Here is a 15,218-nt window from a genome sequence, read left to right as displayed (position 1 = left end):
GAAACTGTCGCCATGTCCGAGGAATCGCAGGTGGCGGAGCGCGGGGACCACACGGGACTTCGACGGAACCTTGGGTTCCGCGACCTGGTCGTGTACGGGCTGCTCTTCATCGCGCCGATGGCGCCCGTCGGCGTCTTCGGCACGCTCGACGCCAAGTCGGGCGGCGCCGTCGCACTCGTGTACGTCGTGGCCACCGTCGCCATGGCGTTCACGGCGTTCAGTTACGCGCAGATGGTCCGGGTCGCCCCGCAGGCCGGTTCCGTCTTCACGTACGCCCGCAAGGGGCTCGGCGAGGGGCCGGGATTCGTCGCCGGGTGGATGGCGATGCTCGACTACCTGCTGATCCCGGCCGTCGCCTACCTCTTCGCGGGCATCGCGATGGAGGCGCTGGTCCCCGAGGTGGACCGGTGGGTGTGGACCGGGATCGCCGTCGTCGTCACCACGCTGCTCAACCTCTGGGGCGTACGGGCCGCGGCCCGGGTCGGCTTCGCGGTGCTCGCGATGGAGATCGTCGTCCTCCTCGTCTTCGTCGTCTCGGCCGTGGTGGTGCTCGTACGGGACGGGGCACGGCGCGACTGGTGGTCGCCGCTCACCGGCGACGTCTCGTTCTCGCTCGCGGCGGTGGTGGGCGCCGTGTCGGTGGCCGTCCTCTCCTACCTGGGCTTCGACGCCATCGCCTCCTTCGCGGAGGAGGTCACGGGAGGTTCGGCGAAGGTCGCGCGGGCGGTGCTGTTCTGCCTGGCCCTCGCGGGTGTCCTCTTCGTAGCGCAGTCCTGGCTCGTCGCGCTCCTCGAACCGGTCTCATCGGCCGAGCTCGCGGCGGACCCGGGGAAGCAGGGCTCGGCCTTCTACGACGCCGTGGAGACCTCGGTCGGCGGCTGGCTGCACGACCTCGTGGCCGTGTCCAAGGCGATCGGCGCGGCCTTCGCGGCGCTGGCGGGGCAGGCGGCCGGCGGGCGGCTGCTGTTCGCGATGGGCCGCGACCGGCGCCTCCCGCACCTGCTCGCCCGGACGGACGCGGGCGTGCCGCGGGTGGCGCTCCTCGTGGCCGCGACGGTGACGATGATCGCGGCGGTGTGGGCGGCCCGCAGGGACGACGGCCTCGACCACCTGGTGTCGGTGGTCGACGTCGGCGCGCTGACGGCCTTCGTCCTGCTGCACGCGAGCGTGGTGGGCTGGTTCGCGGTACAGCGGGCCGAGGGACCGCCGCACTGGCTGAAACACATCGTCCTTCCGGTCGTCGGGGCGGCGATCCTGATCGCGGTCATCGTGGAGGCCTCGCCGGAGGCGCAGGTGGTGGGTGTGGTGTGGCTCGGGGTGGGCCTGGTGGTCCTGGCCGTCCAGGGGGCGACGCGGGGGCCGGCGGCGGGACGCTGAGGAAGCGGGGAGGAGCGCGGCACCGGCGTTGCCTTGCGGCGGGGCGGCGGGTCGTCGGCGTTGCCTTGCGGCGGGGCGGCGGGTCGTCGGCGGCGCGCCCGGTCGCCTTGTCGGAGACCTGCGCGGCCCCGCACCCCTGACGTTGTCGTACCGCGCGGTTACGCTCGGTCCATGGGTCTGACTACGTCCGCCGAAGCACCGCTTCCCGTCGGTGAGGTCTCCCGGCTGATCGGGGGGTGGATCGACCGGCTCGGGGCGATCTGGGTCGAGGGGCAGATCACGCAGCTGTCGCGGCGCCCCGGCGCCGGGGTCGTCTTCCTGACGCTGCGGGATCCCTCGCACGACATCTCCATCGGCGTCACCTGCTACCGCCAGGTGTTCGACGCCGTCGCGGACATCGTGTCGGAGGGCGCCCGGGTCGTCGTGCACGCCAAGCCCGAGTGGTACGCGCCGCGCGGGCAGCTGTCGCTGCGGGCGGTGGAGATCAAGCCGGTCGGGATCGGCGAGCTGCTCGCCCGCCTGGAGCAGCTGAAGCGGAGCCTGGCGGCCGAGGGGCTGTTCGCGCTCGACCGGAAGAAGCCGCTGCCGTTCCTGCCGCACCGGATCGGACTCGTCTGCGGCCGCGCGTCGGCGGCGGAGCGAGACGTCCTGGAGAACGCGCGACGGCGCTGGCCCGCCGTGGCCTTCGAGGTGCGGAACGTGGCGGTGCAGGGCGTGAAGGCGGTCCCGCAGGTCGTCCAGGCGGTCAAGGAGCTCGACGCGCACGAGGACGTGGACGTGATCATCGTCGCCCGGGGCGGCGGCAGCGTCGAGGACCTGCTGCCGTTCTCGGACGAGCAGCTCGTCCGGGCCGTGGCCGACTGCCGTACGCCGGTGGTGTCGGCGATCGGGCACGAACCGGACTCGCCCCTGCTCGACCTGGTGGCCGACCTGCGCGCCTCCACGCCGACGGACGCGGCCAAGAAGGTCGTGCCGGACGTCGGGGAGGAGCTGGACCGTGTGCGCGGGCTGCGGGACCGGGCCCTGCGGACGGTGCGGGGGCTCCTCGACCGGGAGGAGCGGGGACTCGCGCATGCGCTCGCGCGGCCCGTCATGGAGCATCCGCAGCGCATGGTCGAGGTCCGTGAGGACGAGGTGGCGGCGCTGCTCGCCCGGAGCCGGCGCGTCCTCGGGCACCTCCTGGACCGGGCGGACTCCGAGCTGTCGCACACGCGGGCGCGGGTCCGGGCGCTGTCGCCCGCCGCGACGCTCGAGCGGGGGTACGCGGTGCTCCAGCGGGCGGACGGCGCGGTGGTCCGCTCCCCCGAGGAGGTCCCGGAGGGCGAGGAGCTGCGGGCGCGGGTCGCGGAGGGCGAGTTCGCGGTGCGACGCGTGGGCGACCCTGCCTGAGGCACGGATCCCGGACGGTCCGGTCCGGAGCGCGGGCGGTCCCGTCGCGGACAGCGTCCGGCGGGAAGCATCCAGAGACAAACGGTTACGGAAGGTGGAGCAGCGGATGGCAGCCGGTACGGAAGAGGCGGCGCTCGGTTACGAGCAGGCGCGGGACGAGCTGATCGAGGTCGTGCGGCGACTGGAGGCGGGCGGGACGTCCCTGGAGGAGTCCCTCGCGCTCTGGGAGCGCGGCGAGGAGCTGGCGAAGGTCTGCCGGCGCCGACTCGAGGGCGCCCGGGCCCGGCTCGACGCCTCCCTGGCGGCGGAGCGCGCGGCCGAGTCGGCGGTGGCCGGGGACGGGGACGAGTAAGGGGTCGCGGGGAGAAGTGGTCCTGCCGTAGAGTTCCGAGTGAAGCGGATCACTATCCGGATGGATTAGTTGAACTTTCACCAATTCTGGGCGTACTGTCGAGACATCGCTTGAACCCCTTACGAGCGACTCCCCTTTGCAGTCCGGAAGGTACGCAGCATGTCTCTCGCCCTTGACCCCGCCGCCCAGGACCTCCTCTTCCGCGAGGCCCGCACCGCCAACACGTTCACCGACGAGCCGGTGACCGACGAGCAGGTCCAGGCGATCTACGACCTGGTGAAGTACGGCCCGACCGCCTTCAACCAGACCCCGCTGCGCATCACCCTGGTCCGCTCCCCCGAGGCCCGCGAGCGCCTGGTCAAGCACATGGCCGAGGGCAACCAGCCCAAGACCGCCTCGGCCCCGCTCGTCGCGATCCTCTCCGCCGACAACGAGTTCCACGAGGAGCTCCCGGCCCTGCTCCCGCACTTCCCGCAGGCCAAGGACATGTTCTTCTCCGAGCGTCCGGCCCGCGAGCAGTCCGCCGTCCTGAACGCCGCCCTCCAGGCCGCGTACTTCATCGTGGGCGTCCGCGCCGCCGGCCTGGCCGCGGGCCCGATGACCGGCCTGGACTTCGCCGGCCTCCAGAAGGAGTTCCTGGACGACGACCACACCCCGCTGATGGTCGTCAACATCGGCAAGCCGGGCGAGGACGCCTGGTTCCCGCGCTCCCCGCGCCTGTCCTACGAGGACGTCGTCACCACCGTCTGAGCCCGACGACGAGCCCCGAAGGCAGCGCCCGACGGACGAGGTCCGAAGGCAGCGCCCGACGGCACGCGAAAAGGCCCCGCACTCCACGAGTGCGGGGCCTTTTCGCGTACGCCCACCGGCGTACCGGATCAGACCTTCTTCGACTGGAGGGAGCCCGCCATCTCGGCAAGCCGCTCGAAGGAGGCCGTGCCGGTCACCACCGTCGTCGCACCGCCGTCCACCCGGACGAGCGCGTCGTACTTGGGGCCCTCCCAGCGCTGCCAGACCTGGCCCGCCACCGTCTGGGTCCGCCCGGTGTTCTTCGCCCGGTGGGTGACGTCGGGGACGTAGGTGCCCGGCGCCGCCGTCGACTGGTGGATCGCCACGTACTGGGTGTCCGGGGAGAGGAAGCCGAGCTGCCAGGCGTCGGCCTTGTCGCGCTTGTACGAGACCACCGTCGCCTTCCATCCCTCGCCGAGGCCCACGGGGGCCAGCACCGGGTAGGGCGCGGCCCGCTGGGCCGTCAGAAGCTCGACCCGATAGTCCTTCGCCTTGACCGGTTGGGCGTTGTCGTCGTGTGGGATGAAGAGATACATCACTCCCGCGGCGACCAAGATCACCCCGAGGGACTGGAACATCCCGCGTACCGTCTGCCTGCCTCGCATACCTGCCACGCCCACCATGGTCGCATCACGGTGTCGTGCTCATACGTGGGCCCCTCTGCTCATTATGTCGACGTACCGATAGAGTCGCAGCACCCTCTTTTATCCGGCCGTCGCCGTACAGAAAGGTGCGTTCCGATGACCGAGAACCATCTGCCGCCCGAGCTTGTCGTCTCCCCTGAGGCGCCCGACCGCAACCTCGCCCTCGAGCTGGTCCGCGTCACCGAGGCCGCCGCCATGGCCGCCGGCCGCTGGGTCGGCCGCGGCGACAAGATCGGCGCGGACGGCGCGGCGGTCAACGCCATGCGGACCCTGATCTCCACCGTCTCGATGAACGGCGTGGTCGTCATCGGCGAGGGCGAGAAGGACGAAGCGCCCATGCTCTTCAACGGCGAGCGGGTCGGCGACGGCACCGGCGCCGAGGTCGACATCGCCGTCGACCCGATCGACGGCACCACGCTCAACGCCAAGGGCATGCCGAACGCGATCGCCGTCCTGGCCGCCGCCGACCGCGGCACCATGTTCGACCCGTCCGCGGTCTTCTACATGGACAAGCTGGTCACCGGCCCCGAGGCCGCCGACTTCGTCGACATCAACGCCCCCGTCTCGGTCAACATCCGCCGGGTCGCCAAGGCGAAGCAGTCCTCCCCCGAGGACATCACGGTCGTCATCCTCGACCGCCCCCGCCACGAGGGCATCGTCAAGGAGATCCGCGAGACCGGCGCCCGCATCAAGTTCATCTCGGACGGCGACGTCGCCGGTTCGATCATGGCCGTGCGCGAGGGCACCGGCGTCGACATGCTCATGGGCATCGGCGGCACCCCCGAGGGCATCATCTCCGCCTGCGCCATCAAGTGCCTCGGCGGTGTGATCCAGGGCAAGCTGTGGCCGAAGGACGACGCCGAGCGGCAGAAGGCGCTCGACGCGGGCCACGACCTGGACCGGGTCCTCTCCACGAACGACCTGGTCGCCGGCGACAACGTCTTCTTCGTCGCGACCGGCATCACCGACGGGGAGCTGCTGCGCGGGGTCCGCTACCGCGCCGAGACGGCGACCACGCAGTCGCTCGTCATGCGCTCGAAGTCGGGCACGATCCGCCAGATCGACTCCACGCACCGGCTCTCGAAGCTGCGCGCGTACAGCAAGATCGACTTCGATCGCGCGAACTGAACCGAGCGGCGGTCCGCGCGGGCTGCCGGGCGGTACGACGAGGGGCGCCCCCCATGTGCGGTGGGGGCGCCCCTTCCCGTACGGCACGACGAAGGTGTCCGCGCTTCCGCTTCCCTCCGGTGGTCCCTGTCAGCCCGCCTGGGCGATCCGCTCCGTCGCGGCAGCCTTCCTCAGCTCCACCTCACGCCGCCGGCGCCGGGCCAGGGCGACACGGCGCTCCGCCGCCGTGAGGCCGCCCCACACCCCGTACGGCTCGGGCTGGAGCAGCGCGTGCTCCCGGCACTCGACCATCACGGGACAGCGTCCGCAGACCCTCTTGGCCGCCGCCTCACGCGCGAGCCGCGCGGCCGTCGGCTCCTTGGAGGGGGCGAAGAAGAGCCCGGCCTCGTCCCGGCGGCACACCGCCTCCGCGTGCCAAGGACCGGCCTCGTCCTCCCGGGCAGGGGCGCGCTGAGGGGGGACGGCGGCGACCTGGAGGGGCTGATGCGGCGGTTGCAGCACGGTCTACTCCTGACGACGGCTTCGCGAGCGAGCGGCGATGCACCAGCCCTACCCGCTGTGCGCGCGCCTATGCACTGCGTACCGCGCCGTTCCGCACTGCGGATACCCGAGGGCGGATTCCGGTCATCCCCGGAGCCGCGCGGGGGTCAGTGGCCGAGGTGCTTGCGGAGCTTGCCCTGGAGGTCGGTGATCCACTTTCCGCGCTTGGGTCTCGCCTCGACGTTCCCGAAGACCGAGTAGCCGTTGATGACGACGACCGGGGCCTGCGGGTCGGCGCCCTCCAGGGTGACGACCTCGAAGTTGCCGAAGACGCCGCTGCCGTTGCCGCGCAGGCTGATGTTCTCCGGGACCCGCACCTCAACGTTGCCGAAGATGGAGGTGGCGTTGATGGTGGTGAGCCGCTGGGCGAAGATCGCCTCGGTCAGGTCGATCTCGATGTTCCCGAAGAGCGCGAAGGCGTTCGTCCTGCGGCCCACCCGCCAGCGGCCCTTGCGAGTGGTGCTGGAGAAGATCGCGACGAGGCTGTCGGCGGGGCCTTCGGATTCGTCCGGCCCGTAGGCGTAGGCAGCCCCCGGCTCCTGGCCGGTCCGCGCCGACGGCAGGTCGCGGACGATCGGCTCCAGTTCGCCCACCGTCTTGGCCCGGTAGACCGCGTCGATCCGGTCCGAGTGCTCCTCGGGGTCGAGCCGCCCCTCGGCGAGGGCGTCCCTCAGGATGTCCGCGATCCGGTCCCGGTCCGCGTCCGAGGCTCGCAACGAGCCCCGCGGGTCGGCGAAGCCGGTCTCGGCGGGAGCGGCCGGCCGCTGCGGCTGCTTTTCGGGCGCGGGTTCGGGCTGCTTTTCGAGGTCCACGGAACCAGCCTAGCGAAACGCGATAGATCGCGACCAGGGGGCGGGGCCGCGTCCTGTGGACGACGACCCGAACGGACCGTCGGCGTACGGCGATTCGGGGCGGTCCACGACGGCTCGCCGCCCCCACGGCAGCTCACCGCCCCCTGACAGCTCACGGCCACGCGACAGCTCGCCGCCCCCTGACAGCTCACGGCCACGCGACAGCTCGCCGCCCCCCTGACAGCTCACCCGCCGCACGGCCGGCCCCTCCCCCCGGCCCGGCCGGAAACCCGACACTCCGGCGTGGTCCCGGTCCCAAGTGAGCCTTACCTCACAGGACCGGCGCCCGGCCCGCGTTCTACGCTGGAGGGCGCACTGCCAACGGAGGCGGTGCGCCGTCTTGCCGAGTGAGGAATGGCCCCCATGCCAGAGTTTGCGTACTCCGATCTGCTCCCGCTGGGAGAGGACACCACGCCCTACCGCCTGGTGACCTCCGAAGGTGTCTCCACCTTCGAGGCCGACGGCCGTACGTTCCTCAAGGTCGAGCCGGAGGCGCTGCGCAAGCTGGCCGCCGAGGCGATCCACGACATCCAGCACTTCCTGCGCCCGGCGCACCTGGCGCAGCTGCGGCGGATCATCGACGACCCGGAGGCATCGGGCAACGACAAGTTCGTGGCGCTCGACCTCCTCAAGAACGCGAACATCGCCGCCGCCGGCGTCCTCCCGATGTGCCAGGACACGGGCACCGCGATCGTCATGGGCAAGCGCGGGCAGAACGTGCTGACCTCCGGCCGCGACGAGGAGGCCCTGTCCAAGGGCATCTACGACGCGTACACGCAGCTCAACCTGCGGTACTCGCAGATGGCCCCGGTCACCATGTGGGAGGAGAAGAACACCGGCTCGAACCTGCCCGCGCAGATCGAGCTGTACGCGACCGACGGCGGCGCGTACAAGTTCCTCTTCATGGCCAAGGGCGGCGGCTCCGCGAACAAGTCCTTCCTCTACCAGGAGACCAAGGCGGTCCTGAACGAGGCCTCCATGATGAGGTTCCTGGAGGAGAAGATCCGTTCGCTCGGCACGGCGGCCTGCCCGCCGTACCACCTGGCGATCGTCGTCGGCGGCACCTCCGCCGAGTTCGCGCTGAAGACCGCGAAGTACGCCTCCGCGCACTACCTGGACGAGCTGCCCACCGAGGGCTCGGCCGAGACGGGCCACGGCTTCCGCGACAAGGAGCTCGAGGAGAAGGTCTTCGAGCTGACGCAGAAGATCGGCATCGGCGCGCAGTTCGGCGGCAAGTACTTCTGCCACGACGTCCGCGTCGTCCGCCTGCCCCGCCACGGCGCCTCGCTGCCCGTCGCCATCGCCGTGTCCTGCTCGGCGGACCGCCAGGCCGTCGCGAAGATCACCGCCGAGGGCGTGTTCCTGGAGCAGCTGGAGACGGACCCGGCGCGCTTCCTGCCGGAGACGACGGACGAGCACCTCGACGCGTCCGACGACGTGGTGAAGATCGACCTGAACCAGCCGATGGACGACATCCTCGCCGAGCTGACCAAGTACCCGGTCAAGACGCGGCTCTCCCTGAACGGCCCGCTGGTCGTGGCGCGCGACATCGCGCACGCCAAGATCAAGGAGCGTCTGGACGCGGGCGAGGAGATGCCGCAGTACCTGAAGGACCACCCGGTCTACTACGCGGGCCCGGCGAAGACGCCCGAGGGGTACGCCTCCGGTTCCTTCGGTCCGACCACGGCGGGCCGGATGGACTCGTACGTCGAGCAGTTCCAGGCGGCGGGCGGCTCGAAGGTCATGCTGGCCAAGGGCAACCGCTCGAAGCAGGTCACGGACGCGTGCGGCAGCCACGGCGGCTTCTACCTCGGCTCGATCGGCGGACCGGCGGCGCGTCTCGCGCAGGACTGCATCAAGAAGGTCGAGGTCGTCGAGTACGAGGAGCTCGGCATGGAGGCGGTCTGGAAGATCGAGGTCGAGGACTTCCCGGCGTTCATCGTCGTGGACGACAAGGGGAACGACTTCTTCCAGAACCCGGCCCCGGAGCCGACGTTCACCCACATCCCGGTGCGTGGCCCCGGTCTCGGCTGATTCCCGACGCTTTCGCGAAGCCCCCGTTCCCCTCAGGGAGCGGGGGCTTCGTCGGCCTTCGCTCAGAAAGTCGCTACCGGCCGGTAGCCCTCCCGTCGCCTACTGGCCAGTATGGGACGCGAGCATGTCAACCACTGAGCCGGTCGACCACTCGGGAGCCCCCCATGCCCTCCATCAGGACCACCTCCGCCGCCACCCTCGCGCTGGCCGCGTTCCTCGTCGTCGGGCCCGCGCCGGCCGCCTCCGCGGCCGACCCCGACACCCACCTCACGTCGACCGCCGCCGTCAAGGACGTCGACTACGCGACCTGGCTGCGTGACGTGGCGGCCGTGGTCGCCGAGGCCCGCCCGTACATCGAGGAGCGCTCCCAGGACGCCGGCCGGGAGAAGCAGGCGATCGTCCTCGACATCGACAACAGCTCCCTGGAGACGGACTTCCACCCGTTCTGGGAGCTGCCGACCCCGGCCATCGCGGACGTGCGCGCCCTCGTCCGCGAGGCCCACGCGCGCGGGGTCGACGTCTTCTTCGTCACCGCGCGCCCCGGCATCCTCCACTCCCTCACGGACTGGAACCTGAAGCAGGCCGGGTACCCCGTCGACGGTCTGTACGTGCGCTCCCTGCCCGATCTGTTCGGCGAGGTCAGCGCGTACAAGACGGAGAAGCGCGCGGAGATCGAGGCCAAGGGCTACACGATCATCGCGAACATCGGCAACAACACCACCGACCTCGTCGGCGGCCACGCCGAGCGCACCTTCAAGCTGCCGGACTACGGCGGCAAGCTCTCCTGAGGCTGGTCCGGAATCAGCGCGTGAGGCGGAACTCAAGGCGTGAGTAGTCCCCGTCCGGGGTCGAACGGATGGTGCCGCGCACGTCCTTGAAGTCGCCGGTTCCGCCGGTGACGGCGATGTCGAACGCGGCGGGCGACTCGTCCGCCGGGTCGATCGAGAGGAGCGTCTGACCGGCGATCTGTCCACCCGGGCCGCCGGTCAGTACGAACGTGCCCACGCACTGCAGGTCACCGGGGTTGCCGGTGCGCGCCACGGTGCAGCTCACGCCGTCCCGGCCGGCCTTCTCGCCGCCCTTGCTCTTGTACAGGTCGTCGGCGAAGGCGAAGGAGTCCCCGACCTTGGGCGCCGGCCCGCTCTCGTCGGACTGTTCGCCGGGGACCTCCTTGGCGTAGAGGGTGAACTGCAGGTCCTCGGCCTGGGGAGCGGCGTGGACCGGGGCGGCGGCGGTGAAGGCGACGGCCGCGACCGTGCACGCGCCGAGGGCACCGATCCTCCTGAAGCTGCGGAACATGTCCTGCCTCCTGTGGTCGGAATCTCCCCCTGGGGGCCTCTCGCCCGCTTCACATTGTCCGGCGCCCGCTCCCGCTCCGCCCGTCCTGCGCGGGTGAGGGCCGCGGCTACGCTGACGCGCATGAGACACCCGATACGGACCCTGGCTCCGCTTCCCGCCGCGCTGGCGGCGGGGCTGCTGCTGACCGGCTGCGGCGGCCCCGAGCCGCTGCCCGAGGTGACGCGGGGCGCGCGGCCGACGGCGGCCCCGGCCACGACGACTCCGGCGGCCACGACCGCACCCTCGGCTGCGGTGGCTTCGCGGGTGACCCTCGGCGGGCCGGGGACGGCGTGCGTGCTGCCCGTCTCCTTCGCGGTGGCGGAGAAGTGGGAGGCGAAGGCGGTCAAGAACCCCGAGGACCCGGAGTTCGCGTGGCTCACGCGTCAGGGGCCGGCCGTCGTGCGCTGCGAGGTGGACGGCAAGCCGGCCGGGCACCTCGGTTTCCTGCAGGTGTGGACGGCGGCCGGGAAAGGCCCCGCCAGGGCCGCCCTCGAAGGCTTCGTGAAGGGCGAGGAGAGCGACTCGAAGGCCGTCTACAAAGAGACCGTGGCCGGCACGCTGCCCGTCACGGAGGTGACGTACACGGTCGTGAGCAAGCTGACGGAGGAGTCGAAGGAGCAGCGGGCCTTCGCCGTCACGACCCCCAAGGGGACGGCGATCGTGCACCTCGGCGGGTTCGACACCGAGGAGCACCGGGCGATGCTCCCGGCGTACGAGCTGGCCCGCACGACGCTCAAGGTCCTCTGAGACGCGCCCGGTTCAACCGGAATCCGGGAACAGGACCGTGGCCGCCGTCCGGGTCGGACGGCGGCCGCGGTCTTCCCCCCGACGGGACGGGGCTACGCGAACTTCTGGTTCGCCGAGCCGTCGCAGTTCTGGAGCCGGATCTGCTGCTTGACCGCGCTCTGGGTGAGGCAGAGGGCGGTCGCGGCGGCGGGCCGGATCGTGGCGCCGTCGCGGACGAACTTCTGGTTGGCGCCGCCGTGGCAGTTCCAGAGGACGAGCGCCGTGCCCGCCGCGTTCGTGGTGCTGGGCACGTCGAGGCAGCGGTCCTGGGTGAGCCCGGTGTGGACGGTCTGCCGGGCGGAGTCGTACCACCAGGTCTGGTTCCGGCCGCCGTGGCAGTCCCAGCCGAAGACCCGGGTGCCGTTGGCGCTCTGGGCGCTGTCCACGTCGAGGCAGTTGCCGGTCGCCGTGTTCTTGAGCGGCTTGTACACGTCGTCCCAGGCAAGCGGGAACAGGGTGGGCTTCCCCGTGGAGTTGACGTCGGCACAGCTGGCCTCACGCGCACCGGAGCCGTAGATCTGGGTGAGGCAGGACGCGAAGGCGGCGTGCCCGCGCGCGTTGGGGTGGAAGGACTGCCGCACCGAGTTCTCGTCCGGGGTCCCGGGCTTGGAGAGGTCGATGTAGAGGCCGCGGGCCCAGGGGTCCTCCATGCAGACCTCGTGGCCGTGGAAGAGCCGCGAGTTGTCGAGGTAGACGGATCCGGTGGAGGCGGCGGCCGCGCGCATTCCTCGTTCGAAGGCGGGGACGGCGGTGTTGCGGCCCCAGACGGTGTCGGAGTCGTAGCCGAGTCCGCCGCAGGCCAGCTTGCCGGGGAAGTCGGGGTTGTCGTGGAAGTCGGGGCCGATGGGGCTGGGGTAGCCCATGAGGACGAGTTTGTAGTCGCCGTCGGCGTATCCGGCGTCGCGCATGACGGTCTTGAGGTCGCGTACGGTCTGCTCGACCTTGGGGACGAGCGCGTCGACGCGGGCCTGCCAGCCGGGGGCGTACTTCGGCTCGCAGGGGCCCTGCAGGGTCAGGTACCGCGTGACGCAGTCCGTCATCACGGGTCCGAACTGCAGGTCGTCATTGGCTCCGGCGACGAGCAGGACCATCTTGATGCGGGTGTTGCGCGCCTTGACGGCGAGGTTGTCGCTCTGGACGAGCTCGTCGGCGTACTGCTTCGAGCCGCCGATCCGGATGTTGCCGGAGTACGCGCCGGAGCACGAGACGTTGAAGGTGAGGTCCGCGGGGATGCCGGTGCGGTGGATGGCGGCGTCGGGCGAGCGGTGGCACCAGTTGGTGGGGCCGTTGGTGGGGGGCTCGTAGGTGCCGACTCCCTCGCCGGAGATCTCGCTGTCGCCGAGCGAGATCAGGCCGGTCTTACGCTGGGCGAGCGGGCGCTCCTCGGGGCTGCCGTAGATCTTGGTGGCCTCGGCGGCCCGGATCGCCTCGAGCTCGGGCGGGAGCGGTACGGAGGCCGTGACCGCCGTCGTGCCGGCGGCGGTGGTGCCGGTCGCGCCGGCCGGGGCGGCCGCGGTCATCGTGCCGAGTGCGGCGGCGGCCGCGGTGACGGCGGCGATGGGCCAGCGGAGTCTGTACCTGGTGCGCCTCATTGCGCCTCCTGGAAGTGGGGTTACCCACGGTTTTTACTGGCCGGTACGCCCGTTGGGAATACATCGAACAAGACAAGTGCTCATCTTTTTCGGGGGGTTGGGGCGTCGCCCCGATGGGCACCGCGCAGAAGGCTGAGGAAATGAACGACACCAGCGGCACCGAGGACTTCCGGATCGAGCACGACTCCATGGGCGAGGTGCGGGTCCCCGCGCACGCCAAGTGGCGGGCCCAGACGCAGCGGGCGGTGGAGAACTTCCCGGTCTCGGGCCAGCGCCTGGAGCGCGCCCACATCGAGGCCCTCGCCCTGATCAAGGCCGCCGCCGCGCAGGTCAACGCGGAGCTCGGGGTGATCGACCGGGACCGGGCGGAGGCCATCGCCTCGGCGGCGGGGGAGGTCGCCGAAGGGAGGTGGGACGAGCACTTCCCGGTGGACGTCTTCCAGACCGGCTCCGGCACCTCGTCCAACATGAACGCCAACGAGGTGATCGCCACCCTGGCCACCGAGCGGCTCCCCGAGGGCCGCGAGGTCCACCCCAACGACCATGTGAACGCCTCGCAGTCCTCCAACGACGTCTTCCCGTCCTCCATCCACATCGCGGCCACCGCCGCCGTCACCCGTGATCTGATCCCCGCCCTCGATCACCTGGCCGCGTCCCTTGAGCGAAAATCGGCCGAATTCGCGACGGTGGTGAAGTCCGGCCGCACGCACCTGATGGACGCCACCCCGGTGACCCTCGGCCAGGAGTTCGGGGGGTACGCGGCCCAGGTGAGGTACGGCGTCGAGCGGCTGCGCTCCGCGCTCCCCCGGCTCGCCGAACTCCCCCTCGGCGGTACGGCGGTCGGCACCGGCATCAACACGCCGGCCGGCTTCTCGGCGGCCGTCATCGCGGAGGTCGCCCGCGCGACCGGCCTGCCGCTGACCGAGGCCCGTGACCACTTCGAGGCGCAGGGCGCGCGGGACGCCCTGGTGGAGACGTCAGGGCAGCTCCGTACGGTCGCCGTCTCCCTCACCAAGATCGCCAACGACCTGCGCTGGATGGCCAGCGGACCCCGCACGGGACTCGCCGAGATCAACCTGCCCGACCTCCAGCCCGGCTCGTCGATCATGCCGGGCAAGGTCAACCCGGTGATCCCCGAGGCGGTCCTCATGGTCGCCGCGCAGGTGACCGGAAACGACACCACGGTGGCGGTGGCGGGCGCGGCCGGGAACTTCGAGCTCAACGTCATGCTGCCGGTGATGGCGAAGAACCTCCTGGAGTCGGTACGCCTCCTCGCCAACGCCTCCCGGCTGCTCGGCGACCGCACGGTGGACGGGATCACCGCCAACGTGGAGCGGGCCCGCGAGTACGCCGAGTCCTCGCCGTCCGTGGTCACCCCGCTGAACAAGTACATCGGCTACGAGGAGGCCGCCAAGGTGGCGAAGAGGTCGCTCGCCGAGCGGAAGACGATCCGCGAGGTGGTCATCGAGTCCGGGTACGTGGAGCGCGGCGACCTCACGGTCGAGCAGCTGGACGAGGCGCTCGATGTGCTGCGGATGACGCGCCCTTAGGGGGTGCCTTGTCGATCAGGCCGGATCAGGGAGCGGCGTGATCGACAAGACACCCCCTAGCCCCGGCGCGACAGGTGACCGGCCGGTAGGTGACCCATCCGTGACCTGTACCGCAGCGCACGTGGGAGCGCGCCCCTAAGATCTGCGCATGACAGGATCGGTCGGCTCCCAGCACTGGGCGCCTGGGGATCACATCCTCTGGCGCTACCGCGGCAACGGCACCGGAGCGGTGCACATCTGCCGGCCGGTGACGGTCGTGCAGGACACGCCCGAGCTGCTCGCCGTCTGGATGGCGCCCGGCACCGAGTGCGTACGCCCGGTGCTCGCCGACGGCACACCGGTGCACGAGGAGCCGCTCGCCACCCGCTACACCGCCGCGCGCACCACGGAGCGCGCGCGGTGGTTCGGCAGCGGGGTGCTGAAGCTGGCGCGGCCCGGCGACCCGTGGTCGGTGTGGCTGTTCTGGGAGCGCGGCTGGCGCTTCCGCAGCTGGTACGTGAACCTGGAGGAGCCGCGCGTCCGGTGGTCCGGCGGCTTCGACTCCGAGGACCATTTCCTCGACATCTCCGTCTATCCCGACCGCAGCTGGCTGTGGCGGGACGAGGACGAGTTCGCGCAGGCCCAGCGGTCCGGCCTGATGAGCCCGGAGCAGGCCGAGCGGGTCCGCGAGGCGGGCCGGCGGGCGGTGGACCGGATCCGGGCGTGGGGAGCGCCGTTCGCGGACGGCTGGGAGAACTGGCGGCCCGATCCGGCATGGCGGGTTCCGGAGCTGCCGGCCGACTGGGACCGCACTCCGGCGCACACGGCACCGTGAGACCCTTGATGCGCCCCCGGGGTTCAAACGTAGG

The 15,218-nt window shown here is 71.3% G+C and carries 15 protein-coding genes; 10 read left to right on the top strand and 5 right to left on the bottom strand.

What is annotated here, in order from left to right; all coding sequences use genetic code 11:
- Nucleotides 1–12 precede the first annotated feature (12 nt).
- The 4 genes from ACZ4VK_RS17470 (at nucleotide 13) to ACZ4VK_RS17455 (ending at nucleotide 3,868) form a co-directional block, all read left to right on the top strand.
- On the top strand, nucleotides 13–1,377 hold the full coding sequence (locus tag ACZ4VK_RS17470; protein ID WP_468353096.1) for an APC family permease: 1,365 nt from the start codon (nucleotides 13–15) through the stop codon (nucleotides 1,375–1,377).
- A gap of 171 nt (nucleotides 1,378–1,548) precedes the next feature.
- Nucleotides 1,549–2,766: an exodeoxyribonuclease VII large subunit gene (xseA, locus tag ACZ4VK_RS17465; RefSeq protein ID WP_468353094.1), complete on the top strand. Its 1,218-nt coding sequence runs from the start codon at nucleotides 1,549–1,551 to the stop codon at nucleotides 2,764–2,766.
- 106 nt (nucleotides 2,767–2,872) lie between these two features.
- Nucleotides 2,873–3,118, top strand: a complete 246-nt coding sequence (locus tag ACZ4VK_RS17460) for an exodeoxyribonuclease VII small subunit (protein ID WP_468353092.1) — start codon at nucleotides 2,873–2,875, stop codon at nucleotides 3,116–3,118.
- 159 nt (nucleotides 3,119–3,277) lie between these two features.
- Nucleotides 3,278–3,868, top strand: coding sequence for a malonic semialdehyde reductase (locus ACZ4VK_RS17455; RefSeq protein ID WP_468353090.1), 591 nt, complete (start codon nucleotides 3,278–3,280; stop codon nucleotides 3,866–3,868).
- A gap of 128 nt (nucleotides 3,869–3,996) precedes the next feature.
- Here the strand turns inward: ACZ4VK_RS17455 and ACZ4VK_RS17450 are convergent, their stop codons facing one another.
- Nucleotides 3,997–4,530, bottom strand: a complete 534-nt coding sequence (locus tag ACZ4VK_RS17450; protein ID WP_468353088.1) for a DUF4245 domain-containing protein — start codon at nucleotides 4,528–4,530, stop codon at nucleotides 3,997–3,999.
- Between the two features lie 117 nt (nucleotides 4,531–4,647).
- On the opposite strand from ACZ4VK_RS17450, the gene glpX reads away from it, so the two are divergent.
- Nucleotides 4,648–5,679 (top strand): class II fructose-bisphosphatase, encoded by a 1,032-nt coding sequence (glpX, locus tag ACZ4VK_RS17445; RefSeq protein ID WP_468353086.1) that lies wholly within the window; start codon nucleotides 4,648–4,650, stop codon nucleotides 5,677–5,679.
- Nucleotides 5,680–5,808: 129 nt separating this feature from the next.
- Here the strand turns inward: glpX and ACZ4VK_RS17440 are convergent, their stop codons facing one another.
- Both ACZ4VK_RS17440 and ACZ4VK_RS17435 read right to left on the bottom strand, forming a co-directional pair.
- The gene (locus ACZ4VK_RS17440) at nucleotides 5,809–6,180 is read right to left on the bottom strand and encodes a WhiB family transcriptional regulator (RefSeq protein WP_056551586.1); all 372 of its coding nucleotides are present in this window, start codon (nucleotides 6,178–6,180) and stop codon (nucleotides 5,809–5,811) included.
- 146 nt (nucleotides 6,181–6,326) lie between these two features.
- The gene (locus tag ACZ4VK_RS17435) at nucleotides 6,327–7,031 is read right to left on the bottom strand and encodes a DUF1707 SHOCT-like domain-containing protein (RefSeq protein WP_468353084.1); all 705 of its coding nucleotides are present in this window, start codon (nucleotides 7,029–7,031) and stop codon (nucleotides 6,327–6,329) included.
- Nucleotides 7,032–7,433: 402 nt separating this feature from the next.
- On the opposite strand from ACZ4VK_RS17435, the gene ACZ4VK_RS17430 reads away from it, so the two are divergent.
- Nucleotides 7,434–9,104, top strand: a complete 1,671-nt coding sequence (locus ACZ4VK_RS17430) for a fumarate hydratase (RefSeq protein ID WP_468353082.1) — start codon at nucleotides 7,434–7,436, stop codon at nucleotides 9,102–9,104.
- 164 nt (nucleotides 9,105–9,268) lie between these two features.
- Nucleotides 9,269–9,892, top strand: a complete 624-nt coding sequence (locus tag ACZ4VK_RS17425) for an HAD family acid phosphatase (RefSeq protein ID WP_468353080.1) — start codon at nucleotides 9,269–9,271, stop codon at nucleotides 9,890–9,892.
- A 13-nt stretch (nucleotides 9,893–9,905) separates the two neighbouring features.
- Here the strand turns inward: ACZ4VK_RS17425 and ACZ4VK_RS17420 are convergent, their stop codons facing one another.
- Complete coding sequence (locus tag ACZ4VK_RS17420; protein ID WP_468353078.1) at nucleotides 9,906–10,403, bottom strand: hypothetical protein; 498 nt, start codon at nucleotides 10,401–10,403, stop codon at nucleotides 9,906–9,908.
- 120 nt (nucleotides 10,404–10,523) lie between these two features.
- Between ACZ4VK_RS17420 and ACZ4VK_RS17415 the strand changes: the two genes are divergently transcribed.
- Complete coding sequence (locus tag ACZ4VK_RS17415; RefSeq protein WP_468353076.1) at nucleotides 10,524–11,189, top strand: lipoprotein; 666 nt, start codon at nucleotides 10,524–10,526, stop codon at nucleotides 11,187–11,189.
- 92 nt (nucleotides 11,190–11,281) lie between these two features.
- Here the strand turns inward: ACZ4VK_RS17415 and ACZ4VK_RS17410 are convergent, their stop codons facing one another.
- Complete coding sequence (locus ACZ4VK_RS17410) at nucleotides 11,282–12,820, bottom strand: ricin-type beta-trefoil lectin domain protein (RefSeq protein WP_468353074.1); 1,539 nt, start codon at nucleotides 12,818–12,820, stop codon at nucleotides 11,282–11,284.
- 140 nt (nucleotides 12,821–12,960) lie between these two features.
- Here ACZ4VK_RS17410 and ACZ4VK_RS17405 point away from each other — a divergent pair, with 140 nt between their 5' ends.
- Nucleotides 12,961–14,370, top strand: a complete 1,410-nt coding sequence (locus ACZ4VK_RS17405) for a class II fumarate hydratase (protein ID WP_468353072.1) — start codon at nucleotides 12,961–12,963, stop codon at nucleotides 14,368–14,370.
- Nucleotides 14,371–14,518: 148 nt separating this feature from the next.
- On the top strand, nucleotides 14,519–15,184 hold the full coding sequence (gene fomD / locus ACZ4VK_RS17400) for a cytidylyl-2-hydroxypropylphosphonate hydrolase (protein ID WP_468353070.1): 666 nt from the start codon (nucleotides 14,519–14,521) through the stop codon (nucleotides 15,182–15,184).
- Nucleotides 15,185–15,218: the final 34 nt, after the last annotated feature.

It is taken from the genome of Streptomyces sp. NPDC028711 (genome assembly GCF_055565415.1).
Note: the sequence above shows the minus strand (reverse complement) of the source record. Positions and strands in the feature narration are given on the sequence as shown.